This is a genomic window from Sinorhizobium sp. KGO-5, assembly GCF_036245905.1.
Lineage (GTDB): Bacteria > Pseudomonadota > Alphaproteobacteria > Rhizobiales > Rhizobiaceae > Sinorhizobium > Sinorhizobium meliloti_A.
The window spans coordinates 76,524-100,149 of record NZ_BDIZ01000010.1 but is presented as its reverse complement, the minus strand read 5'-3'; the positions used below and the strand labels follow the sequence as shown (position 1 = coordinate 100,149).

General features: G+C 62.5%; 18 protein-coding genes and 1 pseudogene. 1 reads left to right on the top strand and 18 read right to left on the bottom strand.

Annotated features, from left to right (window positions below):
- Positions 1 to 3: 3 nt before the first annotated feature.
- From BHD07_RS27505 to BHD07_RS27460, 10 genes are all read right to left on the bottom strand, one after another.
- Positions 4 to 1,785, bottom strand: a complete 1,782-nt coding sequence (locus tag BHD07_RS27505) for an adenine deaminase (RefSeq protein ID WP_338283885.1) — start codon at positions 1,783 to 1,785, stop codon at positions 4 to 6.
- Positions 1,782 to 2,705, bottom strand: a complete 924-nt coding sequence (locus BHD07_RS27500) for a nucleoside hydrolase (protein ID WP_338283884.1) — start codon at positions 2,703 to 2,705, stop codon at positions 1,782 to 1,784. Before BHD07_RS27500 ends, BHD07_RS27505 begins: the two co-directional genes overlap by 4 nt.
- 6 nt (positions 2,706 to 2,711) lie before the next feature.
- Positions 2,712 to 3,740 (bottom strand): ABC transporter ATP-binding protein, encoded by a 1,029-nt coding sequence (locus BHD07_RS27495; RefSeq protein WP_100670460.1) that lies wholly within the window; start codon positions 3,738 to 3,740, stop codon positions 2,712 to 2,714.
- Positions 3,733 to 4,512 carry an ABC transporter permease gene (locus BHD07_RS27490; protein WP_100670462.1) on the bottom strand — a complete coding sequence of 260 codons (780 nt, stop codon included), beginning with the start codon at positions 4,510 to 4,512 and terminating at the stop codon, positions 3,733 to 3,735. Before BHD07_RS27490 ends, BHD07_RS27495 begins: the two co-directional genes overlap by 8 nt.
- Positions 4,509 to 5,336, bottom strand: coding sequence for an ABC transporter permease (locus BHD07_RS27485; RefSeq protein ID WP_338283883.1), 828 nt, complete (start codon positions 5,334 to 5,336; stop codon positions 4,509 to 4,511). The genes BHD07_RS27490 and BHD07_RS27485 overlap by 4 nt, the downstream gene beginning before the upstream one ends.
- An 88-nt stretch (positions 5,337 to 5,424) precedes the next feature.
- A complete protein-coding gene (locus tag BHD07_RS27480) occupies positions 5,425 to 6,447 on the bottom strand; it encodes an ABC transporter substrate-binding protein (RefSeq protein ID WP_338283882.1) in 1,023 nt (340 codons plus the stop codon).
- Entirely contained in the window at positions 6,444 to 7,520 is a 1,077-nt protein-coding gene (locus BHD07_RS27475; protein ID WP_338283881.1) for a LacI family DNA-binding transcriptional regulator, read from the bottom strand. Before BHD07_RS27475 ends, BHD07_RS27480 begins: the two co-directional genes overlap by 4 nt.
- 113 nt (positions 7,521 to 7,633) lie before the next feature.
- Positions 7,634 to 8,383 (bottom strand): FkbM family methyltransferase, encoded by a 750-nt coding sequence (locus tag BHD07_RS27470; protein ID WP_338283880.1) that lies wholly within the window; start codon positions 8,381 to 8,383, stop codon positions 7,634 to 7,636.
- 80 nt (positions 8,384 to 8,463) lie between these two features.
- Positions 8,464 to 8,928, bottom strand: a complete 465-nt coding sequence (locus tag BHD07_RS27465) for a cyclic nucleotide-binding domain-containing protein (protein ID WP_100670470.1) — start codon at positions 8,926 to 8,928, stop codon at positions 8,464 to 8,466.
- Positions 8,929 to 9,023: 95 nt separating this feature from the next.
- Entirely contained in the window at positions 9,024 to 11,735 is a 2,712-nt protein-coding gene (locus tag BHD07_RS27460) for an ABC transporter ATP-binding protein (RefSeq protein WP_338283879.1), read from the bottom strand.
- Positions 11,736 to 11,994: 259 nt separating this feature from the next.
- Between BHD07_RS27460 and BHD07_RS27455 the strand changes: the two are divergent.
- Positions 11,995 to 12,667, top strand: a pseudogene (locus BHD07_RS27455) (class I SAM-dependent methyltransferase); the annotation flags it as partial.
- Between the two features lie 104 nt (positions 12,668 to 12,771).
- Here the strand turns inward: BHD07_RS27455 and BHD07_RS27450 are convergent.
- From BHD07_RS27450 to BHD07_RS27415, 8 genes are all read right to left on the bottom strand, one after another.
- On the bottom strand, positions 12,772 to 13,944 hold the full coding sequence (locus BHD07_RS27450) for a glycosyltransferase family protein (RefSeq protein ID WP_338283878.1): 1,173 nt from the start codon (positions 13,942 to 13,944) through the stop codon (positions 12,772 to 12,774).
- The gene (locus BHD07_RS27445) at positions 13,926 to 15,173 is read right to left on the bottom strand and encodes a glycosyltransferase family 4 protein (protein WP_100670474.1); all 1,248 of its coding nucleotides are present in this window, start codon (positions 15,171 to 15,173) and stop codon (positions 13,926 to 13,928) included. Before BHD07_RS27445 ends, BHD07_RS27450 begins: the two co-directional genes overlap by 19 nt.
- 6 nt (positions 15,174 to 15,179) lie before the next feature.
- A complete protein-coding gene (locus tag BHD07_RS27440) occupies positions 15,180 to 16,394 on the bottom strand; it encodes a glycosyltransferase family protein (protein ID WP_275599019.1) in 1,215 nt (404 codons plus the stop codon).
- A 79-nt stretch (positions 16,395 to 16,473) separates the two neighbouring features.
- Positions 16,474 to 17,649: an ABC transporter permease gene (locus BHD07_RS27435; protein ID WP_275599018.1), complete on the bottom strand. Its 1,176-nt coding sequence runs from the start codon at positions 17,647 to 17,649 to the stop codon at positions 16,474 to 16,476.
- Entirely contained in the window at positions 17,646 to 18,644 is a 999-nt protein-coding gene (locus tag BHD07_RS27430) for an ABC transporter permease (protein ID WP_003531312.1), read from the bottom strand. The genes BHD07_RS27435 and BHD07_RS27430 overlap by 4 nt, the downstream gene beginning before the upstream one ends.
- A gap of 1 nt (position 18,645) precedes the next feature.
- The gene (locus tag BHD07_RS27425) at positions 18,646 to 20,547 is read right to left on the bottom strand and encodes an ABC transporter substrate-binding protein (RefSeq protein ID WP_338283877.1); all 1,902 of its coding nucleotides are present in this window, start codon (positions 20,545 to 20,547) and stop codon (positions 18,646 to 18,648) included.
- A complete protein-coding gene (locus tag BHD07_RS27420) occupies positions 20,544 to 22,436 on the bottom strand; it encodes an ABC transporter ATP-binding protein (RefSeq protein WP_100670482.1) in 1,893 nt (630 codons plus the stop codon). Before BHD07_RS27420 ends, BHD07_RS27425 begins: the two co-directional genes overlap by 4 nt.
- Positions 22,437 to 22,656: 220 nt before the next feature.
- Complete coding sequence (locus BHD07_RS27415) at positions 22,657 to 23,625, bottom strand: polysaccharide lyase (RefSeq protein ID WP_338283876.1); 969 nt, start codon at positions 23,623 to 23,625, stop codon at positions 22,657 to 22,659.
- Position 23,626: the final 1 nt, after the last annotated feature.

The following is a 23,626-nucleotide window of genomic DNA, read 5'->3' as shown; positions in this document are numbered from 1 at the left end:
GCGTCAGAACGTCTCCAGGACCGGACTTTCCAGCAGCTTGCCGGTCGCTACGTCGGCAATGCCGCGATCCGTCTGGTGCGGCCCGGCATTGCAGGCGAGCGTCGCCCCGAAGCAGGCCTTGAACACGAGATAGGGAGGCTGCCACTCCACGATCCCACCGGCAGCCTCGCGAATGGCCGCGAACCCTGCTGCGACTTCGGCCAGCGACGTATCCGAAACAAGCCCGCAAAGCGGCAGAGGCAGCAGCGCCTCGACCTTGCCTTCGGCAGCGACCGCCATCCCGCCGCCGGCTTCAATCACCGCATTGGCCGCAACCATCATGTCGCGGGGGTTGCCGCCGAAGACCGTCAGATTGTGGCTGTCGTGCGAAACGGTCGTCGCAAAGGCGCCGCGCCACTCGCCCCAGCCTTCAAGCAAACTGACCCGCGGACGGCTGTCGGCGCGGCCATGCCGATGGGCGACGGCGATCAGCGTCGTACCCTTCGGCGGCACCAGATATCCGCCCGAAACCTCGGCTCTCGTCTCGCCCCATCGGGTGAAGCGCGGCCGGTCGATCGTCACGACCCGGGCAGTGCTGCCAGTGGCAGCGATGCGAAAGTCGTCCACTGTCAGCGCTTCGATCTTCATCGTGTTGCGCAAGGGCGAGACATCGGCCGCGGCGGGCGCCTGAAGCATCCCACCGCCGCTCGCCACCAGCCTGCCGTTCGCCAGCACATGCCGCGCACGGAAATCGCGAATGTCCTCGAAGAGCACGATGTCGGCACGGCGACCGGGAGCGATCAGGCCGAGATCGGCCCTTCCGAGCCGCCGGGCGGCATTGAGGGTTGCCGCCTGCAGCGCCCACTCGGCCTTGAGCCCGTAGCGCACGAGGCGGCGGACCACGTCGTCGAGGCCGCCGTCGCGGTGAAGATCGTCCGGGAACACGTCGTCGGTACAAAGTGTGACCGTCTGCGGCAGATGCCCGAACACACCGAGCGCTGTCACGAACTCGGGAAGAAGATGATCGTGCGAGCCGCGCAGCTCGATGGTCAGTCCCGCGCGGAGCTTCGCTATCAGGTCGTCGCCGGAGACGAGTTCGTGATCGGAGCTGACGCCGGCCGTCACGAAGGCCTGCAGACCGGCTCCCGCCAGGCCGCGCGCATGCCCGTTGACCTGTTTGCCCGCCTTCAGCCCCGCCTCGACGATCGCAGTCATGCGCGGATCGCCGCCGATGACGCCGCGCATGTTCATGACCTCCGCAATCCCGCCGATCTCCGGCCAGGACAGCATTTCCGCGACGGCATCGGCGTCGAAATCCGCGCCGGCGACCTCCAGACCGGGAGCGGAGGGCACGCAGGACGGCGCCAGCACCACGGCGCGCAAGGGCAGACCGCCCATTGCGTCGACAGCCCAGCGCACGCCGGCAAGTCCGCTCACATTTCCCAGTTCGTGCGGATCCCAGACGACTGTGGTCACGCCGCGCGGCACCACGGCGGCAGCGTAGACCGCGGGCGTCACCATCGAGCTTTCGACATGCATATGCGTGTCGATAAGGCCGGGCGAAAGGTAGGCTCCCGCCGCATCGATGACCGTGTCTGCGTCGCTGCGCGACCCGGGTGCATGGACGCTCGCGATGAGCGCGCCGACGATCCCGACATCCGCTGCCCGGCATTCGCCCGTCACGACATCCACGACCGTGCCGCCGGCCACGAGCACGTCGAAGGGCGCATCTCCGCGTGCGGCGGCAACTGCGCGCGCCCGCAAGCCGGCGTCATCGAGATCGGCGGGTTGCTGCAGGTCCTTCATCTGGCGGCTTCCTTGGCGAGCGCACACAGCAGGTGCCCGCGGACACGCTCCGCATCCACGTCGACCGCATAATGGGCGTTGAATGTCTCGTGGCTCCCCCGGGTCTCGACCACCGTCCGGCCGCGCGTCAAGGCACCGGCAAGCTCGACATCGATTCGCGCCGGGCGAAACGACACAGCGTTTCCATCGACCAGCGCAACGGCTGCGCAGGGATCGTAGATCGCCATGCCCGCCCTTCCACGGCTCGTGCCGATCGCGACATAGCCCGCGAGAAGATCGGCAAGCAGTGCGGCCTTCGCGCCACCTGCGATGCGCATGGCTTCCACATCGTCCGGATAGGCGATGACCTTCCGGCAGAGGTCGAGATCGACCATCCGGAACGGCACGCCGTGGGCGAGCACGATGGCAAGCGCTTCCGGATCGGCGAAGGCGTTGAACTCGGCCGACGCCGTATGATTGCCACTGGAAACACCGCCACCCATCCAGGTGAGCTCGTCGATCCGCGCGGCGAGGTCGGGACGTGCCAGAGCAAGGGCAGCGATATTGGTTAGCGGCCCGAGCGCCAGGATGCGATGTGGACCGCCGCCGTCCTCCAGCCAGCGGCAGAGAGCAAGGAACGCGTCGCTATCCGGCAGGGCGGGTGCATCGGGGAGGCTCATTCCCGCCGTCGGAATGCCGGTCCTGCCAAGGATGCGCTCCGCCGTCTCGAGCTTCCCGAGCACGGGTAGCGCCCGTCCCTGATGGATCGGAAAGGTCCAACCGAAGGCCTGCGCTGCTGCCGCGGCGTTGCGCTTCACCTGCTCGAGCGGAACATTACCGTAGACCAGCGAGACGCCGTCGACGGCCTCATCGGCGTGAAGGACGACGAGCATCGCGGCGATGTCGTCGAAGCCCATATCCGTGTCGATCCAGATGCCCATGGCGGATCAATTGAACCTTTCCAGCCTCGCGGCTCTTTCGACCGGCAGATCGAAGGCGAGCGTGGTGCCTGCGGCGTGCGCGGGCACGGCCGCATCCACTTCGGCCTTCAGTGCACCGAGCGGCGTATCGAGCAGGTATTCGCGCGTGCTGCCCGAAAAAGAGGCCCCGCGCACTGTGCCCGTGAAAGGACCTGACCCCAGGGTCACCATGCGCGGGCGCCAGGCAAGCCCCGCCGCACCATGCGGCAAAGGCCCGGGAAGCTCGATCGGACCGTTTCCGGCGCGCAATTTGCCGTTCTCGATGGCAAAGATATTCTCGAAGCCGACGAAATCGGCCACGAAGGCGGAGGCCGGCCGGTTATAGATCTCTTCCGGCGTGCCGATCTGCTCGATCGCACCGTTCAGCATCACCACGATGCGGTCGGCCAGTGACAGCGCCTCGCCCTGATCATGGGTGACGAAGATCATCGTGACGCCGGTTTCCCTCTGGACCCGCTGCAGTTCCGTGCGCATCTCGAGCCTCAGCCGCGCGTCGAGGTTGGAAAGGGGCTCGTCGAGAAGAAGTACCTTCGGCTCCATCACCATAGAGCGGGCAAGTGCTACGCGCTGCTGCTGACCGCCGGAAAGCTCGGCCGGTTTCCGGTCGGCAAAGCTCGTCAGCCCGACGGATTTCAGGCCGGTCCCGACACGGGATTCGAGCTCCGCGCCGGAGAGGCCCTTCAGCCGCAGACCGAAGGCGACATTTTCGAAGACGGTGAGATGCGGGAATAGCGCATAGGACTGAAAGACAAGACCGACGGAACGCCTGTTCGCGGCAACGCGGGTGATGTCGGCGCCGTCGAGGCTGATACGGCCCGATTGCGGCTTCAGCAGGCCGGCGATGGAGCGCATCGTCGTGGTCTTGCCGCAGCCCGAAGGTCCGAGAAAGGCGACAAGCTCGCCTTTTCGAATCGACAGATCGAGATCCTTCACCGCGACGGTGTCGCCATAGGCGAGCGTCAGTTTTTCGAGGCTGAGGAAAGCGGGGTCAGACATAGCGGGAAAATCCTAGGAAACGCTCGGCGAGGAAGACGATGCCGATGGACATGAAGGCGAGAAGCGCCGAAAGCGCCGCGACCGATGGATCATAGGTGATCTCCATGTAGGAGAGCATGTCGATCGGCAGAGTGCGCACGCCGGGGCCGGAAAGGAACAGCGAAACCGGCACCTGATTGAAGCTGGTGACGAAGCCGAGGATGAAGGCGGCGAGAATGCCGCTGCGGATATTCGGCATGACCACACGGAAAAAGGCGCCGGCGCGCGACGAGCCGAGCAGCACGGCGGCCTCCTCGATATCGGAGCGCAGATTGTTGAGGCTCGCCGAAACGACCCGCACCGCATAGGGCAAGACGAGCGCCGTGTGTGCCAGGAAGAGCGCGAGCGTGATGTTGAAGCCGAAGGGAACGACGAGGTAGCGCAGCAGCGCGAGGCCGACGATGATGCCGGGCACGATGATCGGCAGGGAGACGACGGTGCGCACCGTTTCGCCGAAGGGCAGCCGGTAACGCGAAAGCGCGTAGGATGCCGGGATGCCGAGGGTGAGCGCGGCAGCCGTCCCGCCGATGGCAAGCAGCATCGACATGGTGAAGCTCTCGCGGAAGCTCTCGACCTCGAAGACCTTTGCGACCCATTTCAGCGACAGGCCTTGCGGCGGAAAGGCAAGCGTTTCGCCCCCCGACAGGGATGCCGCCACGATGATGAAGAAGGGGCCGATCAGAAACGCGGTGACGAGTAAGAGCACCGTTACCGGGAAAAGACGGGAATTCATCGCTTGCTCCTCGCGGTGGCGAGCCGCTTCAAGAGAAGGTTGGCTGCGAAGCTCATGACGATCAGGATGAAGGCGATGACGCTTGCGGAGACGAAATCATTGGCGACGGTCACACGCTGATAGAGGAGCGTCTCCAGCATCAGGACCTTGGAGCCCCCGAGGATCGCCGGCGTGATATAGGCTGTCAGGGAGCCGGTGAAGACGAGCGTTCCGCCGATCACCAGACCTTCCTTGGTGAGCGGCAAAATGACCTTCCAGAAGGCCTGAAACCAATTGGCGCCGAGTACCCGCGCGGCGGGGATCGCGTCCTTCGGCATGTTTTCGAGCGCGCTGATCAGAGCCAGGATCATCAGCGGCAGGAAGAGCTGCAGGAGTCCGACGAAGACCGCCGTCTCCGTGAACAGGAAGCGCACCGGTTCGTCCGTCAGGCCGACGCTCGTCAGTGCCTGATTGACGATCCCGGTCCTTCCCAGAATGACGATCCAGGCATAGGTGCGCGCGACCGGCGATATCATCAGCGGGAGGACGACGAGGCCGATCATCCGGCCCTTGCCCTTCGGCGGCAGGTTGACGATGGCAAAGGCAGCGGCATAGCCGATGACGGCCGCGACCACGGTTACCGTCGCGCCGAGCCGAAGCGTGCGCAGGAACACCGTCCGGTTGAGCGGATCGGAAAGGAAGCCGGTATAGGCGGATACCGACCAGCCCTCCGCATTGCGGAAGCCTTCGGCGAGCAAGATGACAACCGGCGCCAGAAAGACGACGGCGGCGAACACGGCCGCCGGCAGGGCAAGCGCCAGCGCCTCGGCCCGGTTGTGGAACATCTCTACGCCTTTCCGCGGCAGTGCCGCCGTTGGATACGTGGCGCGACGCCGGCAGATTCTGGCGTCGCGCGAAGCAGGAGCCCGGCTCTTACTGGCCGACCTTGGCGTTCCATTCGGAAAGCCAGGCTTCCCGGTTGTCGAGCGCCACGGCCGACGGGATCAGTTTCAGGTTCTTGACCGTCTCTTCGCCGTAGGTGAGATTCTCGGCAATGTCGGGCGAGACTTTCACCTCCTTGTTGGCCGGGCTGTCGACCAACTTTTCGGCGAGCGCCGTCTGGATTTCCGTCGACAGCCAGAAATCCATGAACTGAAGCGCCAGATCCTGGTTCTTCGACCCTTTGGTCAGGACCATGACGTTCATGCCGCCGGTCTGGCCCTCCTTCGGAGTCGCCCACTTGATCGGCAGATCCATCTTGGTGAAGCCCTCCCAGGAGAAGCGGCCGATCGGCGCTGCCCAGATTTCCTCCTGCTGCATCAACTGCACGAGTTGCGAGGATTTGACGTAGAAAGTGACGATATCATCCTTCTTCTCGCCGACGGCGGCGATCGCAGCCTTGAGGTCAGGCGCATTCTGCCCCAGCGCCTCACCGATCATGTAGAGCGTGGGCGGGCCCTGATTGGTCGTGACGTTCGGGAGGGCCACATGGCCGGCAAGCTTGTCGCCGAGCAGATCGGCCCAGGACGTGACTTCCACCTTATCGGACCGATAGACGATCGAGGTGGCGTAGAAAGTGTAGCCGACGCTCATGCCGTCGCCGTTCGGATCCTTGGCGATGTCGTAGAGCTTGTCGAAATTGCTGAGCTTCGAGGTATCGATCTTTTCGATCAGGCCGGCCCTCGTAGCGGAAAGCGCGTCCGCCATGGAAACGACTGCCATGTCGATGACCGGATTTGCCTTGTTGGCCTCCATCTTGGCGAGGCGCTCGACGCTGTTGCCGGTTTCGACCACGAGCTTGCAGCCGCACTTGGCTTCGAAGGGATCATAGACCAGCTCCTTGAACGCGTCCTGGGCGAAGCCGTAGACGGAGATGGTCAGTGTCTTCTCCTGAGCGGATGCGGCATGGGCGCCGATCAAGAGAAGTGCGCTCGAGGCGAGCAGGATGTTCTTCATGGCTGCGGTTCTCCTTCGCTGACAATGGGTGGCTGCACGTTGGGGGGTGGCTGCACGTTGGGGGGTGGTGTCGCCGTGGACTGGCGGACGACGAGTTGCATGGGCACTTTCGAAATGGTGGCTGCGACGGGCGCGCCAAGCGGGCCGGGCTCGGCTTCTCGGGTGCCGATCGCCTGCACCAGCGCCTCGATCGCAATCGCTGCGATGCGCGCCATGTCCATTCTGACCGTCGTCAGCGCCGGCGTCACGACCGGCGACCAGATCAGGTCGTCGAAGCCGGAAACGCTCGCCTGCTCCGGGACATGGATACCGGCGCGCTGCAGTTCCGTCAGCGCTCGCAATGCGTGAAGGTCGGAGACTGCCGCGAAGGCCGTCACGCCCTGCGCTACCTTCCCGGCCAGCCCCAGCGGGCAACCCCTGCCGGCTACCTGCTCCAGCCGCTCGATCCACAGCGTCTCGACGCGCACGCCTTCACCCAAAGCCGAGCGAAGGCCGCCAATGCGGTCGTTCTGTACGTTCGAGGCTGGATTGTTTCCGATGATCAGCAGGCGCCGATGGCCGAGCTTCAGGAGATGTTCGGCGATCTGGCGTCCACCGTCCCAGTGATCCGCAGCCACCGTGTTGCCTGGCGTCGACGGCGTGTCCACCACTGCAACCGGGCAACCGACATCGGCAATGCGCGTCCCGCGGCGCGGCACGATGACCATGCCCTCGACGCCCCGTTCGATGAGCCGCTCGATCGCACTCGTCTGGACCGCGACGTCGCCGCGGGAATCGGCGATCAGCACGCCGTAACCGGCAGAAGACGCTGCGAACTCGATGGCCTGGGCGATCTGGGGAAAAAGCGGATTGCTGATATCGGGCAGCACCAGACCGATAACGCCGCTCCTGCCTGTCCTGAGCGCCCGCCCCGCCTGGCTCGGCACGTAACCGAGCTCCGTCGCGGTGGCGCGGATCTTTTCGGCGAGTTCCGCCGAAACACGCCCCTTGCCCGAAAGCGCGTTGGAAACCGTCGCCGCGGAGACGCCGAGAGTAGTGGCTATCCTCGTCAGTTTAGGTCCGGGACGTGCCAAGGTCCAGTTTTCCGCCGCAAGCTGATTAAACGATTAACCAGCGATATATCAGCCGATTGACCCTGTCGAATCATTTTTCCCAAGAAGCTGTGGATCGAGCGCTGCTCGGGCAGCTACCGCGCGACGAAGAGCAGGTCGAAGCCCTTGATCTCACCTTTGGAGATCGATTTACGTATCGCGCGCCAGAGCGCCGCCCGGTTTTCCAGGCGAAAGCCGCGCAGACTTCTTATCAGACGGAGGGTCGCCACCGCAGTCCTGGCCAGACGCAGAACGGCATGCCCGGAGAGCGACGCTGCCAGTATTTGCGGATGCACCGCGAGAAGCACGCTCGCGGTCCTCTTCCGGTCGATCGCCCGAAACTGGTCGAGCACCTTGTACTCGTAACCCTCGATATCGATCTTGAAGCAAAGCCGTTCGGTCCTCGCCATCGCCTGAAGCTCGGGAATGGTGATCGTTTTTGCCTCGATGGACATGCCGGTGTCGTCGGCGATCAGCGCAGACGTTTCGGAGCTTCCGAAACCGCCACCCACTGAATTGAGAACGAGGCATTCGTCCTGCGAGAGAGCCGCGTTGACGAGTTCGACCTCGCCGGCGTTTCCGTCTTTCATCTCGGTGAGGATACCGAAACAAACCGGGTCGGGTTCGACAACGATGACATTGTCGGCGCTTTGCGCCGCCCAATAGGGCGTCACGCCGATCCACCCGCCGATATCGATATAGGTCGTTTTCTCGTCGACGAAGCGCGCGATATTGCGAAAGGTTCCTGGCTCCCATTGGCCCGCCTGAAGGCGGCTGAAGAAGCGTGCCTTTTCCGGCTTGTCGGGGAAGTAGACGGTTCGCTTGTGATAGGTGATCGCGCGCATCGCGCTTCTCTAGCGCATGAATTCACAAAGCGGAACCGTTTTCCGGGAAGTCGCGGGAGACAGGTAAGGGTGGCCGAAACTCAGGCCTCTGCCCTCTGGGCGCGGCTGCGCGCCTCCGTCAACTCGGAAGTCGTCTGGCTGAGACGGTCGGCCAGCACCCGCATGATCTCGACTGCCATCTCCGGGAAATCAGCTAATAGTTTGAGGAAATCATCCTTCCGGATCCGCAATGCTTCGAGTGAGGTGGTCGTCTTGACGGTTGCCGTACGCGGCGTGTTGCAGAGGATGGCGATCTCGCCAACGATCGAATTCTGCTCCACTTCGGCGACTTTCAGCTGTCCGCTCGGCGTCGAAACGAGCACATCCGCATTGCCGGAAAGGATCACATAGGCAGCGTCGCCGATATCCCCCTGATGAAACAGATCTTCTCCCGCACTGTACATCACCCGGTCGGAGGTGAAAGCCAGAAGCTTGAGCTTGGCAGGCGGAAGTCCGGAAAACAGAGTTATCCGGCGCAGCATTTCCACTTCATCTTTTAGGAGCATAACAGTCCGCTTCTCCGAATGCGTCGCGCTTGGTGCAAACAGGTTCTAACCCGGCCGGCGGGAACATATGCTTGCCTCCTGACAACAATATTACATCAAGATGCCAGTTCCTTGTAGTCGCTGTCTCTTGAGTGCGTTTCCACCGGTTCGTCGTGCGCCAACCGTCCGTTTTCGAAATGGGCGACGCGGTCGAAGAGTTCCGCCAGATCCTGATTGGCAAGAACCCACAATATAGCGGGCTTTCGCTCGCCATCCCTCAGGAAAGCGAAGGCCTTCCGGGTGATCTGATCCTGCGTGCGCTGGTCGAGCGCCAGAAGCGGCTGATTGAAGACGTAGAAATCCGAGACCCGGATCAGGGCACGCGCGAGATTGAGCTTCTGGCGCTGGCCGGACGTCAACCGCTTGCCGCCGGCGCCGACGTCGAAATCCAGCCCGAACACGAGCACCTTGTTGTAAAGCCCAAGCGACTCGAACAGGTCACGCACGATTGCGCGTATCCGCTCGGACCCGTCCGTGTGCTTGTGCCCGATGCGGCCGAACAGCACGTTGTCCAGGATCGTCGCCGAGGCCATGTAGCGGTCCGGCTGGTAATGCTCGATGATGCCGACGAGATCGGCCGGGAGGCCGTCGCTGAACTCACGGCGCGCCTCGACGATCTTCTGCATGAGATCGTCCGTCAGGAGACCGAAGCGATGCCGCGGCTCGATATAGCCGAAACACAGGCGGATGATCCTGATGGCATCATCCTCGGACACCTCCTCGAGCGGCTTTCCCCTCACCTTCTGAAGAAGCGCCTCGTAGGCGGGGATTTCCTCGGCCGTCATGAAGGTGAGCTGCTGGAAGAACGGGTGGTCCGGCGGCAAGTCGCGGAACAGTTCAACGACGTTCTCGGCGATTTCCAGCCCCATCTCGTAGAAGGTCTCGTGCAGGCCCGCCCGCTTCAAAACGGTCTTGAAGAAGGGATGGTCCTCGAGCGCCTTCTCCCATCGGTTGCTGTCGGTGACCGTGCCGAAGAGCAGGTTCTCCCCGACGGTCGCCTCGACATTGTAGGAGCCCGGTTCGAAGAAGACGACGAGGTCGCTGAGCTTCTCGGCCTCGAGCCTTTGCCGAAGCGCGCTGCGCATCGCCACGATCTCGCCGGCGAAAGCCTCGTGCTCGGTCGGATCGATCGTCGAACGGACAGCAAGCGCAAGGACGTCATTGCTCAAGAGAACGACGTCCAGCACGGCTCTGATCTTCGCGAAGAGGTCGTCCGGCCCCGTCGCGCCCGCGGCCGGGTAATCGATCCAGTCACTGTTCAGGTCGTAATGCGGATTGCCGGCGAGCTTCGCCTCCACAAGTTCCCACCTGCGTTGAGCTTCCCTGTCGCCCTCATAGACGACCTCCGTCAACGGAGCATGCTTGAGGCCGTAGAGCAGATTGTCGCCGAGGCTGCCCTGGAAGGCAAAGACGTCGGAGGAGGCGTAGGATATTCGCCTGCCCACCACCGATTCCGGCAACTCATGAATATCGACGTCGCCTATGAGGATTCGGCCGGTTGCGGGCCAGGTCAGCCGGCCGAATGCCTCGGCCAGCGCCTCGCCGCCTCCGGACGTACCCCCGGTAACCGCGACCGTTTCGCCGGGTTGGACCTGCAGCGATACATGTTCCACGACCTTCGAGCCGCCGTCGTCGGCGACCGAAAGGTTGACGGCCGCCAGCGCTCCGGTGAGCGGCGTTGCCGGGTCGAGGGAAATCGCCTGCACCTTGGGGTCGATCAGCGGTTCGACGCTGAACTGTTCTACGACCTGGGCATATTTGACCTGCACATCCTGGCGCGCCTGGTCCCAATCGATCAATTCCTTCAAGGGACCCGGTAGGTCCTTGTAGGCGCCGATGACCGCGACAAGCTGGCCGATATCGAGCCGGCCCTGAAGCGCAAAATATCCGCCGATCGAATAGAACAGGAACGGCGTCACCTGGGCCAGGAAATTGTTCAGGAATTTGACCAGAAACTTCCACTGATAGAGATCGTAGCGGATCTTGAATATCCGGCCGAGCCGCGCGGCAATGTCGGCCCGTTCGAAATTCGAGGTATCGTGGGCGCGGATCGTGCCGATGCCGTCGACGATCTCGCTGACGCGCCCCGACAGCTCACGCGCCGTCAACTGACGCTCGCGGCCGAGCACCAGCAGTCGCCTGCGCATACGCGGGATAATGACGGCCTGAACGGCGACTATGGAGGCTGCGATGATGCCCAGCCAGAAGCTCTGGAGGAGGATGAAGATCAGCGCCGTCAGAGCCTGGCCGCCGAGAAGGGCGGGCTGTACGAAGGCGTCTCCGGTGAAGCCGCCCATCGGCTCCACCTCGTCCTTGATCATGGTCGAGATTTCGGCCGGCTTGACGCGCTTAAGATAGCCGGGGGGAAAGCGCAGAACCCGGTCGACGAGCTCGAAGCGGATTCGCCGCAGAAGCCGTTCGCCGAGCCGGCCCTTGTAGGTGTTGATATAGAATTTGAAGAGCCCGTTGATGATCACGAGCAGCAGGAATACCAGGCTCAAGGCCAGCAGCATGCCTTCCCTGCCGAGATCGAAACCCGAGAAGAGGTTGACCTCACCGAAGAACGGCAGGTCGAACGAAATCGGCAGGAACGGTTGGGTCGCCTCGGGGCCGTCGAAACCTGCACCCTGGATCGGTCCGTTGACGATCTGCTTCGGCAGATCGAAGGACAGGAAATAGGGAACCATCGACAGCGCCACGACCAGCAATATCCAGAGCTGCTGCTTGCGGGTGTGAGTCCAGATGTAACGGGAAAGACGTGGTTCCATGTGCCGGTAAAGAGACCTATCTGAAATTCGGGATCGCTCGGCTGTTCTGCCGGCGGACTACAGCGCCGCACTTGGTGCCGGTCCGCCTGATCGTCAATGGGCCTGCGCTGCCTCCACGAAATCGTGACTACCCGGCATGAGAGCAGAGCGATGCGCTATGTCAAGCCTCGATAGATATGCAGTACCGCTCATCTGCGCAGGCGTCTTGCCTCCACTCCTGCGCCTTGCGCTCAACTGACCGTGAGCTTACAACAGCCGCATGACGCATGCCAGCCACTCTTCCCGCCTTCGCGAAGATTGGCGCGAGAGCGCCCGTGACCTTGCCGGGGTTCGCTGCGTATTCCGTTAGCCGGCTCGTCGGTGGCATAGCCAGGGTCATTGCGAAGCATCCGCACGCGAACATTGCCAACGTCTTCAACCACAAGCAGGTCGACTGCAAGATGTGGGCGCGCGACAAGCTCTTCGAGAGCATCGGCACAGATTGTCGACGGGTCGTCGTGCTCGGCGGCTGGTACGGCGGCGTTCTGTCGGCCATGCTGCCCGAAGATTCGCGCTTCGACATCGAATTCGCCGTGAGCTGCGACCTCGATCCCGCGGTCGAGCCGGTGGCGCGCACGCTCAATGCAACCTTCGGCGACAGGTTCAATGCAAGGACGGCCGATATGCACACGCTCGACTGTCGCGCCTTGAATGCGGATCTGCTGATCAACACGAGCTGTGAACACCTCGCCGAACTGCGGAACTGGCTGGACCTCCTTCCGCCCGGCACCCGCGTCCTCCTGCAATCGAACGATTATTTCAGCGAACCCACCCACATGAGCTGCGTCAGGTCGCTTGAAGAATTTCAAGCGCAGGCGCGTCTCGCGCGGATCGACTTCGCGGGAGCGCTGCCTACGAAAAGATACACGCGCGTCATGCTGATCGGGTCGGTCCAACTCCTGGAGCGGGATGAGGAAAATTGCGGTTTTCCGCCTGCGTGCCTCGTCTCGACTTATTAGAATCGATCACATCATGATATAGGGCGATCCGACCTAAATCATCGTGACCTAAAGGGCAGCCTCGACAAAAGGCGCTCTCCGATGATCCTCGCCGTTCCGGCGGCTCCGTCGAGGTCGAGCGGCGGGATGGCCGGCCTCGGTCGTGCAAGCATCGCCCTCACCTTCGCGGCCAGAAGCTCGGGCGTGATCCCCTCCTCCGGCAGCACCCCGGCGAGATCGAGCTGTTCGAGCCGTGCCGCACGCGTGTTCTGTTCGGTCTCGCCACCCGCGGTAAAGGGGATGAGGAGGCACGCGCATCCGGCACGCAGAATATCGCACACGGTGTTGTAGCCGGCCTGCGAGATGGAAAGGCGGGCACCGCCGAGCAACCCACCGAAATCCCGCCGGAAACGAAAGAGGCTGACGCCCTCCGGAGCCGCGGCCGCGAATGTGTCGAAATCCGCCTGCGGAAGGTTCGGGCCTGTTATCAGACACCAGCGAAGCGCATTCGGCAGAAGCTTCGCAGCCTCGAGCGCCGCACCGATCAGTTCCCTGCCGACAGCGCCTCCGCCCGCCGAAACCACGATGTCGAATTTCTCGGCCGCTTCATTCGGCGGCGGCGGGGCGACGAGGCCCGTATAGACGACCTTGTCGCGGATTTCGTCGGCAAGGGGAAATGTTTCCTCGATACGGGCGAATCCGGGATCGCCGTGAACGAGCACGAGATCGAAATGGTTCTTGACGAGTTCGACGGTCTCTTCGGCCCTTCCAGGCTTGACCCTCTCCTGCAGAATGTCGCGCAGCGACGTCGCCACGAGCGGCGGCCGGCCGCTCGCCGCAATTTCAGCGAGCAGCGGCAGCAGTTCGAACCGCATCTGCCGACGCCCGAAGGGGAAGGCCTCGATGATGACGACGTCCGGTTCCGCGCGTCGGAACGCCTCGATGAGCAGATCCCGTCGGTGCTCCTGAAAAGCGGCCGTGACCGGGTTTCCGTCGCCGTCGACAAGCCCGGAAAACCCTTTGTCGCCGGCAGTCACCGCCGGTAGTGCGACGGTCTGCACGCCTTCCCCCGGAAAGCCCGGCACCGGCGTGCCGCCGGTCACCATCGCGACCTCAAACTCCTGCTCGACCAGCGCTCCGCCAATGCGGCTCGCGCGCGCCAGATGCCCGATACCGAGTAGATGCTGCACATAGAATAAGACGCGAGGCCTGCTCAAGGGCTTCTTCTCCATTCGCTTTCGAAGAGCCCGACCAGCTGACCGACGCTGGAGTGATGGTCGAACTCGTTGCGCACGCGCCTTTCGCCGGCGGCGCCAAGGCGCCGGCGAAGCTCCGGGTCGCGGATCAGCCGCTCCAGTGCCGCGGCAAGAGGCTCCGGGCTTTCCGGCGGCACCACCAGCCCGTTTTTGCCATCTTCAAGAAGTTCGGGAATGCCGGAGACTGCGGTCGAGATACAGGCAAGCCGCTGGCTCGACGCTTCCACGAGCACATTCGGCAGCCCGTCGCGGTCGCCGCTGGCCGTCACCCGACAGGCCAGTGCGAAGATGTCGGCCTCGCGGTAACGGTCCAAAACATCCTTTTGATCGAGCGCCCCGTGCCAGCGGATGCGATCCTCGATGCCAAGCTTTGCAGCAAGCGCCTGGAGCCGGCCGGTGAGCTCTCCCGCACCGATATGCTCGAAGCGCCAGTTGGCATCCGCAGGCAACAACGCCAGCGCCTTCAGGAGGACGTCATATCCCTTCTTGGCAACGGCGCGCCCGACGCTGACGATGCGCACCGGATCGTCGGGATCCGAGCCGTCGCGCCTTGTATGCTCGCCTTCGAAGGCCGGGAAACGATCGAGATCGAGGCCGTGATAGCTCAGATGGACCCGAGTCTGGTCCTTCGACAGGTCCCGCAGATGCTCATAACCGCTTCGGGTGCAGGTCACAGTCCAGCGGGCCCGGTCGAGCTTGCCCGAAAGCTCCCAATCCTCAGAGGTCCAGATGTCCTTTGCATGGGCGGAGCAAGTCCAGGGTATGCCGGTGATGATGCTGGCATAATCCGTCACCGACGCCGGCGTGTGAATGAAATGGGCATGCAGCCACGCGGCGTCTTCCGGCCATTCGGTTACGAGCACCAGCGCCTGGCCGAGACGGCGGAAGCGGTTGCGTGAAACGTCTCGCGCGAGGTCCCGGAGGAACGGCCCGAGCACGCGCCGGAAGCCGGGCTTCCGGACGGTCTTCACCAGCGCGCGGAGAACGCGCCACGGCTCCTCATGCAGATATTCAGGCAGGTAATGGACGGCCGCGCGTATTTCGTCATGGACGGGATGGCGCTTCCTGTCGGTCGGACGGCGCAGGGCGACCAGGACGAGCTCATGCCCTGCTCTTTCGAGACCCAGCAGTTCCTGCGCAATGAACGTTTCCGAAAGGCGTGGATAACCCTTCAGCACGACGGCGATCTTCGGTTTCGGTAACACGTGCCTTCAGTTCGATCTTTTCACGACGGCCAAATGCTCCTTCGATCTATGATCGAGCCATTCGCCGACGATGTCGGATATGTGGACGAGGCCTTCCAGCCTCAGGCCATTGGCGCGGAGCGACGGCGGTGCGCGCTGCGGCAGCGCCTTCAGGGCCGCAGCAAGGCGCAACGGCTCCTCCGCTTCCTGCGGAAGCAGCATGTCGACGAGCCCGAGTGCGGAGGCACGCTGGGCGCGGATCAATTGTTCTTCGCGTGGCTGAAGACGCGGCACGATCAGAGCAGGCTTGTCGAAAGAGAGAATCTCGCAATAGGTGTTGTAGCCGCCCATCGACACCACACCCCTGGCGCCGGCTACCAGTTCCTCCATGCGATTGTCGAACTCGATAATCTTGATGAATGGGATCTTGCTTCCCTTCTTGATCAGCTTGTTGCGCTGCTTTGCGGGCATGTAGGGGCCGAGGACGACGAGCGCGTTGTGCGTGAGTTCGGGATCCTCCTGATAGGCGTGGATCACGTCATGGATGAGGTCCGCTCCGTCGCCGCCGCCGCCGGTGGTGACCAGTATGTAGTCGCCTTCCGGCTTATGGCCGTGCAGCGCATCGTGGGAAACGCTTCTTTGCAGAAAGCCGACGAAGTTCATGCGATCGCGCACGGCAACGGGCACGTCGAGCCCGACCAGCGGATCGTAGAAATCCGGCGGTCCGTATACCCAAATCGAATCATAGAACTGCTCGATCTTGCGCATCGTGTCGCGTCGCTTCCATTCCTCTTCCAGGAGGTGCGGCGAGTCCATCACTTCCCTTAGGCCAAGCACCAGCCTGGTGCCGTGCGTCTTCAGGTAGGCGAGCGTATCCTCCACCTCGCCGCGCAGGCCCATCGGCTCCTTGTCGACGACGAAAATATCCGGCCGGAAGTTTTCCGCCGTCGAACGGATGATCGACTGCCGCATTTTCAACGTTTCGTGCAGCTCGATGTGGCGGTCCAGCGAAGTGTATTCGCCGTTTCGGAGCTTTATGACGCTCGGAATCTTCACGAAGTCGACGCGGGCGCGATAATCGAAGGCGCCGGCGATTGTCGCACCGGAGATGATCAGGATTTGCAGTCCGCTGTAATCTTCTACCAGGGCATGGGCGATGGCGCGACAACGTCTGAGATGGCCGAGCCCGAAGGTATCGTGGCTGTACATGAGGATGCGGGCATCCTCGAAGCGCCGTGTCATACGAAAAACCTTTCGCTCAAAGATAGAAACGTCGAAGTCTATTGCAGCGATCGCTTGCAGCCAACAGCGATACCGGGGCTTATTTGTAGGGATCGGCGGCGTCGCGCAACCCGTCTCCCAGGAAGTTGAACGCCAATATCACAAGAATGACCGGGATCGTGGGGAAAAGCAGCCACGGATAGAAGGCAATGACGCTGACGCTCTTTGCCTCGGTGAGCAGGATGCCCCAGCTGGTTATCGGAGGACGCAGGCCCAGGCCGAGGAAGCTCAGCGCCGTTTCGCCAAGGATCATGCCGGGTATGGAGATCGTTGCCGTGGCGATGAGATGGGACATGAAGCCCGGAACGAGGTGGCGCCCTATGATGCGTCCGCTTTTGGCGCCCATCAACTGCGCGGCAAGGACATAGTCTTCCTCCCTGAGCGCCAGCAGCTTCGAGCGCACGGCGCGCGCAAGGCCGGTCCAATCGAGAAGGCCCAGGATGACGGTTATACCCAGATAGATGAGAAGCGGGCTCCATGTCGCCGGCATGATCGCCGCCAGGGAAAGCCAGAGCGGAATGCTCGGGATCGACTGCAGTACTTCGATCAGTCTCTGAACCACAAGGTCGAAGATCCCGCCATGATATCCGGCAAGGCCGCCGATGACGATGCCGAGAACGAAGCTGACGGTGATGCCGAGAAGTCCGATCGTCAGCGATATCCGCGCTCCGTAGATGATCCGCGACAGCACGTCGCGGCCGAGACGGTCCGTGCCCAGAAGGAAAAGCTGCCCTCCCTCCGCCGGGCAAACCAGATGCAGATTGCTTTCGAACAAACCCCAGAAACGGTAGTCGTCCCCGCGGCAGAAGAACCGGATCCGCTCGACGGCCGTCGTATCGTCCGTGTAGTTGCGCTTCAGCGTATCCATGTCCAGCTTCATCGTCCGGCCGTAGACGAAGGGGCCGACGAATTCACCCTCGTGGAAAAAGCGAACGCTCTGCGGCGGCGCGTAGATGAAATCGACATTGCGTGTATGCAGGTTGTAGGGCGCGAGAAACTCGCAGATCAGGATCATCCCGTAGAGCATCGCGAGGAAGATGCCCGAGACGAGCGCGACCTTGTGGCGCTTGAACTTCCACCACATCAGGCGCAGCTGCGATGCCTGATTCACCCGCACCTGCTCCTCGGTCATCACCTCCACGGAATAGGGGTCGAAGGGCGCGGTCGAAACGTAGTGCGGAAGGGGCTCGCCGGGCGCCGGGATCGGTGACGTCACTTTGTGCTCCTGCCTTGCAGACGAATTCGAGGATCGAGGACGGCGAGCGCCAGATCGGAAACCAGCACTCCGATCACGGTGAGGAACGCGAGGAACATCAGGAACGACCCGGCGAGGTACATGTCCTGGCTCTGCAGCGCCTTGATCAGCATCGGTCCGGTGGTTTCGAGGGACAGCACGATTGCCGTGATTTCCGCACCCGAAATGATCGCCGGCAGGATCGACCCGATGTCCGAAATGAAGAAATTGAGCGCCATGCGCAGCGGATATTTGAGCAGGGTTCGCGTGGGCGAAAGCCCCTTGGCGCGGGCGGTCACGACATATTGCTTCTGGAGTTCGTCGAGCAGATTGGCCCTGAGGCGCCGGATCATGCCGGCGGTACCGGCCGCGCCGACGATGATGACCGGGATCCAGATATGCTCGAGTATCGACTTCGCCTTTTCCCAACTCATCGGCTCGGAAAGATACTTCTGGTCCATCAAATGACCGATCGAAGTTCCGAACCAGATATTGGCGAAATACATGAGGACCAGGGCCAGCATGAAATTCGGGATTGCGATGCCGATGAGTCCGATCAGCGACAGGCCGTAGTCGCCCCAGCTGTACTGGTGCGTGGCAGCATAGAGGCCGATCGGAAACGCGATGACCCAGGTGAAGATGATGGTGACGAAGGAGACCAGGACCGTGAGCCACAGGCGCTCTCCGACGACCTCGCTCACCGGCAATTCATATTCGAAGGAATAACCGAAATCGCCCTGGAGCATCCCCGCGACCCAGTGGACATAGCGCAGGATCGGCGGCTGGTCGAAGCCATACTGCTTACGCAGCGCCTCGATCTGTTCCATGTTGACGCCCTCGCCCTGCGCCCTGATCTCGGCAATGTAGCTTTCGAAATAGTCGCCCGGGGGCAGTTCGATGATGGCGAAGACGAGCGCGGAGATGATGAGGAGCGTCGGGACCATGACTGCGATGCGCCAGAGAATGTACCGCAGCATCTCAGTCGTCCTGTTCCAGCCAGAAGGTGTCGGGCTTGTAGGCGCCGAGGTAGCTCGTCGGGTCGAAACCGTACAACCCTTCATCGGGGAAATTGCGCAGCTTCTTCGTGACGAGGATCGGCTGCAGCGAGCTGTTGACCAGCCCGATCGAGAAGACCTGATCCGTGTAGATGGACAACATCTGTCTCCAGATGTCAGCCCGCTCGGCATCGTCCGCGGAATGCCTCCAGCGCTTGAGCAGGTCGAGGAGCTCGACGACCGCGGGAAGGTCGGGTGCCTCGCCCATTTCGCCATGCGACATATAGTTCAAACCCCAGACGGGCCACTGCAGCTGGTCGTCCGTGGTCGGTGCAAGCTGGCTGGGGCTCATGTCCGCGGTCGGCACGCCGTTGTCGAGACCGAACCACATCGACATGATGATCTCGCCGCCGACCGCGCGGCTGCGGAAGGTATCGCGCTGCGAGGTGCGAATGAACAGCGAAATGCCGACCTCGCGCCAATAATCGGTTATGAGCTGCAGCACATCGGTATCGAGCGTGCTTTCGCCGGCCGTCTCTACGACGATCTGCGCCTTTCGGCCGTCGGGAAGAATACGGATTCCGTCGCCGCCGCGCTTGGCCAGTCCGGCCGCGTCGAGCAGCGCGTTCGCCTGTTCCGGATCATGGGCGATCCAGGCCTTCGCGAATTCGGGCCGGAAGAGAGGACTTTCAGGCAGCACAGTGTCGGCGCTTTCCTTCGTCAGCCCATAAAATGCGGCCATGTTGATTTCGCGACGGTCGATTGCAAGCGACAGCGCACGACGGACGCGCACGTCCCTGAGCAGCGGCCGCCACACCGGGTCGGCAGAGTTGAGGTTCGGCAGCAGCGCCAGGCGTGACCCCGACGTCTTCTTCCAGAGCTTTACCTCGACCGGGTGCCGCTTTTCCGCATCTTTGAGATAGGTATAGTCAACGAAATCGACCCCATAGGCCTGCAGGTCGCTTTCGCCCGTGCCGGCCTTCGCCGGAATGAGCGAGGACGAACTGACGCTGAGCACGAACCGGTCGATATAAGGCAATTGCAAGCCGTTTTCGTCCACCCGATGGTAATAGGGATTGCGTTCGAACATGAACTGTTCGGCCGGCAGGGGCGTGGTGTTGCGCCACGGGTCGAGGGTCGGCAAATCCGGATTTTCGGGCCGGTAAGAGCGCGCCATCCGCATGTGCAGCTGGCTCCACTTCTTGACCCGCTGTTCCTTCAGGAACGTCTTCAGCTTGTCCTCGTCCTGATATTTTGTGTGGAACTGCTTGAGATAGGCCGAGGGCATGACGACGACCAGCGGCTGTGGTGCAGCGAGTTCCTGCAGGAAAACCGGGTTCGGCATCGGCCAGGAATAGCGGACCGTTCGCTCGTCGACGATTTCGAACTTAGGCGCCTGCCCGTCCATGACCATCGCCGGCGGCAGGCCGGCCGGGGTCAGATTCTCGTTGAGGAGCACGTCTTCGAAGCAATAGCGGAAGTCCTCGGCCGTCAGAGGCGTGCCGTCCGACCACTTGTGGCCCTCGCGCAGATGAAAGGTGAAGATACGATCCTCGACCGTCTCGTAGCTTTCGAGAATATCGGGCTGGAGATTGAGCTTCTCGTCGTAGCCGACCAGGCGGGTATAGCCGTAGATCGTCATCAGGCGAATGTCCTTCGCACTGCCGATCAGGCTGCGGATCGTGCCGCCGTGGCGGCCGGCCTTTCGTCCCATCGCCGCGACATCGATCACCCTCGGCGTCTTCGGCAATCGTTCGCCGACCGGCGGAAGCTTGCCTTCCTGAACGAGGGCGGCGAGCGCGTCGGTTCCGCCTGCGGCCACGAGCATTGCTTTTGGAAACGCAGCCGACGCGAGAATGCCAAGCGCGGTTCTTCGGGTGATCATCGGCGTAACTCCCTGGCATCCACCGATTCGCGGGCGAGGACATAGTGCCCGCCACCGAGGTCGGCGGGAATAAGAGCACCGTTCTCGCCGCCGTCGGAAAATTGCGCGCCCCAGCGCTCCTGGTCCGATCCGCCGCTCGCCGCAAGGGAATCGAAGTCGAGCTTACGGTCGAGGTCGGGATAGGGAACGGCGGCGAGGAGCGACTTCGTGTAGGGGTGGACCGGATTGCGCATCAGCACCTCGCGCGGCGCCAGCTCCACGATCCGGCCCGCGCACATGACCGCGATCCGGTCGGCCATGTAGTCGACGACCGCGAGGTTATGCGAGATGAACAGCATCGTCAGACCGAGCTCTTTCTGCAAGTCCTTGAGAAGATTCAGGATCTGTGCCTGCACCGAAACATCGAGCGCAGAAACGGGTTCATCGCAGATTAGAAGCTGCGGCACGAGCGCGAGCGCCCGGGCGATCCCGATACGCTGCCTTTGGCCGCCGGAGAAGCTGTGGGGATAACGATTGATGAAGCGCTGGTCGAGCCCGACCGCCTGCAAAAGGGAGCGAACGTGTTCCTCACGCGATTTCGGCGTCCCTCGGCCGTGAATCTCCAGCGGCTCGCTGAGGATGTTCTTCACGGTCATGCGCGGCGAAAGCGACGAGACGGGATCCTGGAAGACCATCTGGATCTTCGCCCGCAAAGCCTTGAGTTCCCCGCCGTCGAGCTTCAGGACGTCGAGCGCGCCCTCCCCGTCGTCGAAGGTAATTGTGCCCTTGTCAGGCGTCACGGCCCGCATGAGGATCTTGCTGACGGTCGTCTTGCCGCAGCCGCTTTCGCCGACGAGCCCGAGGCATTCACCGCGGCGGATGTCGAAGCTGACATTGTCGACAGCGCGATGCCGATATGCGGTGCCGCTGCCGAACCAGCCGGAGCTGCGCGTGGAAAACGTCTTCGAAAGGTTGCGGACGGACACGAGGACATTGGGACCCGCGGCTTTCTTGACTTCCCGGTCGCCGACGATCGCGCCGGCCTTGACCGGCACCTCGCGCAACGCCTTCAGCCTCTCGCCCGGTTTCATGTCGAAGTGCGGCACGGCGGCCATCAAACCCTTGAGATAGGGATGCCGGGGATTGCGGAAGATCGCATCCACAGGTCCTGCCTCGACGATCTCGCCATGGTAGATAACGACCACCTCGTCGGCCATGTTGGCAACGACCCCGAGATCGTGGGTGATCAGAAGCATGGCCATGTTGAGCTTGCTTTGAAGCTCGCGCAAGAGCTGCAATATTTGCGCCTGAACCGTCACGTCGAGGGCCGTCGTCGGTTCGTCCGCGATGAGCAGCGCCGGTCGGCAGATCAGCGCCATCGCGATCATCGCGCGCTGTCGCATGCCGCCGGAAAGTTCGAAGGGATACATGTCGTATGCCCGCTTCGGATCGGAAAAGCCGACATAGCCGAGCAGTTCCTCCGTCCTCTCGCGGCGCCCTGCCTTGTCGGTATCCGTATGGATCTTCAGAACTTCCGAAATCTGGTTGCCGATCGTGTGAAGCGGCGACAACGAGGTCATCGGTTCCTGGAAGATCTTGCTGATGCGTGCGCCGCGGATCTCCTGGATATCGCGCCCGTCCGTATCCAGCGAAAGCAGGTCGACGCCCTTTGCCTCGGCTTCGGGATCGTTGAACAACACCCGGCCGCCGACGCTTGCCACGCTCGGCAGGATGCCCATGATCGCCTGGCTGATGGCCGACTTGCCGGACCCGGACTCGCCGACGAGCGCCGTCACCCTTCCGGGCAGAATTCTGAAATTCGCTCCCCGAACGGCTTCAACCTCGCCGCCCAGCACCGAGAATGTGATCCGCAGACCCTCAACTCGCAGCAGGTCCGCTCCTGACGTCATCGCAGCACGCTTCCCTCAATACCCCTCCTGCACAATTCCAACTCGAGGCCGCCCCCAAAATAAAATCATGCGGCCACTTCCTGCAGCGCCGCGCGTCTGACCCCGCGTGCAAAGCTAGCCCCGCCGGAGGCACCGTAACTTTTTGCCACTCAAAAACAGTAGCCTAGGTTAAACGGGCTGTCCAGCAGGCCACCGGAAGGTCAGGAAGCGTGGAGCGGCATTAAGAGAACGGGCAGCTGCCGTTGGTCAGGACGTCCTCGCAGCGCGGGGAACGCCGGAAATCGTCGTAATAGAGCGTCCAATCGGTCGTATCGGCGGCCCGATAAGGTCCGAACTTGAAGTACTGGTTCTCACCGAGACCCTTGTCCGCATGGCCCACATGGCCCTTGACGGAGACGATCGGCTGGCCGTTGGCAAAGAGCTCTATATGGCCCGAGCCGTCGGGACCGGGTTTCGTGAAGACGACGAAATCGATCCAGCCGGACTTCGGATCCGGTAAGGGATTGCCATGGTTGGTAATGGTGATCCCGTCCGTGCATGAATTGAAGAGGCTGCCGTCTTCCGGCTTCCAGTTGCCGTCGGTCGCCACCAGCATGCGCATCTGGTTGACTTCCGGACGGAGCCAGACCGGCGCCTGGCCTGGGGCGCAACGCGCCGCTACGCCATCAGGGCCGGCGGTGACCGGAGGCAGATCGTTGGTTTCGACCGTGGCGAAGAGCTTTCCAAAATTCATGCGCAGCGCCAGAAAGGGGCTGAAGTCGCCCTCGGCACCGGGATCGATCTCTCGCTTCCACTGTGCGATGAGATAGCGGTGGTCGTCGCTCGGCACCGGATCGTCGAACTTTACCGAGAAGCCGTACCAGACCCCCTTGTCGTAGGGTACCCGCAACTCGGTCTTTTCCCAGATCTCCGCGCGTTCGCTGCAGCCGTCGTGATCCGCAGGGCAATTCGGCGCTATGCTAAGCTTCAGCCCTCCGTTGCCGCTGCGTTTGACGGCTCTCTGGAACTCGTATGTGCCGGCGCTCTGCTCGAAATTCTTGCGGTAGTAGAGCCCCCCTTCAGGCGCGAAATCCGTGCCCTCGAAACCATCGTACAATTTCCGTTCGTAGACTGCCGGCTCCTCCGCCGACTGGGCATAAGTGAGACTCGGCAAGGCAATCGCCGCGGCCAGCAGAGCTATACGAAACATC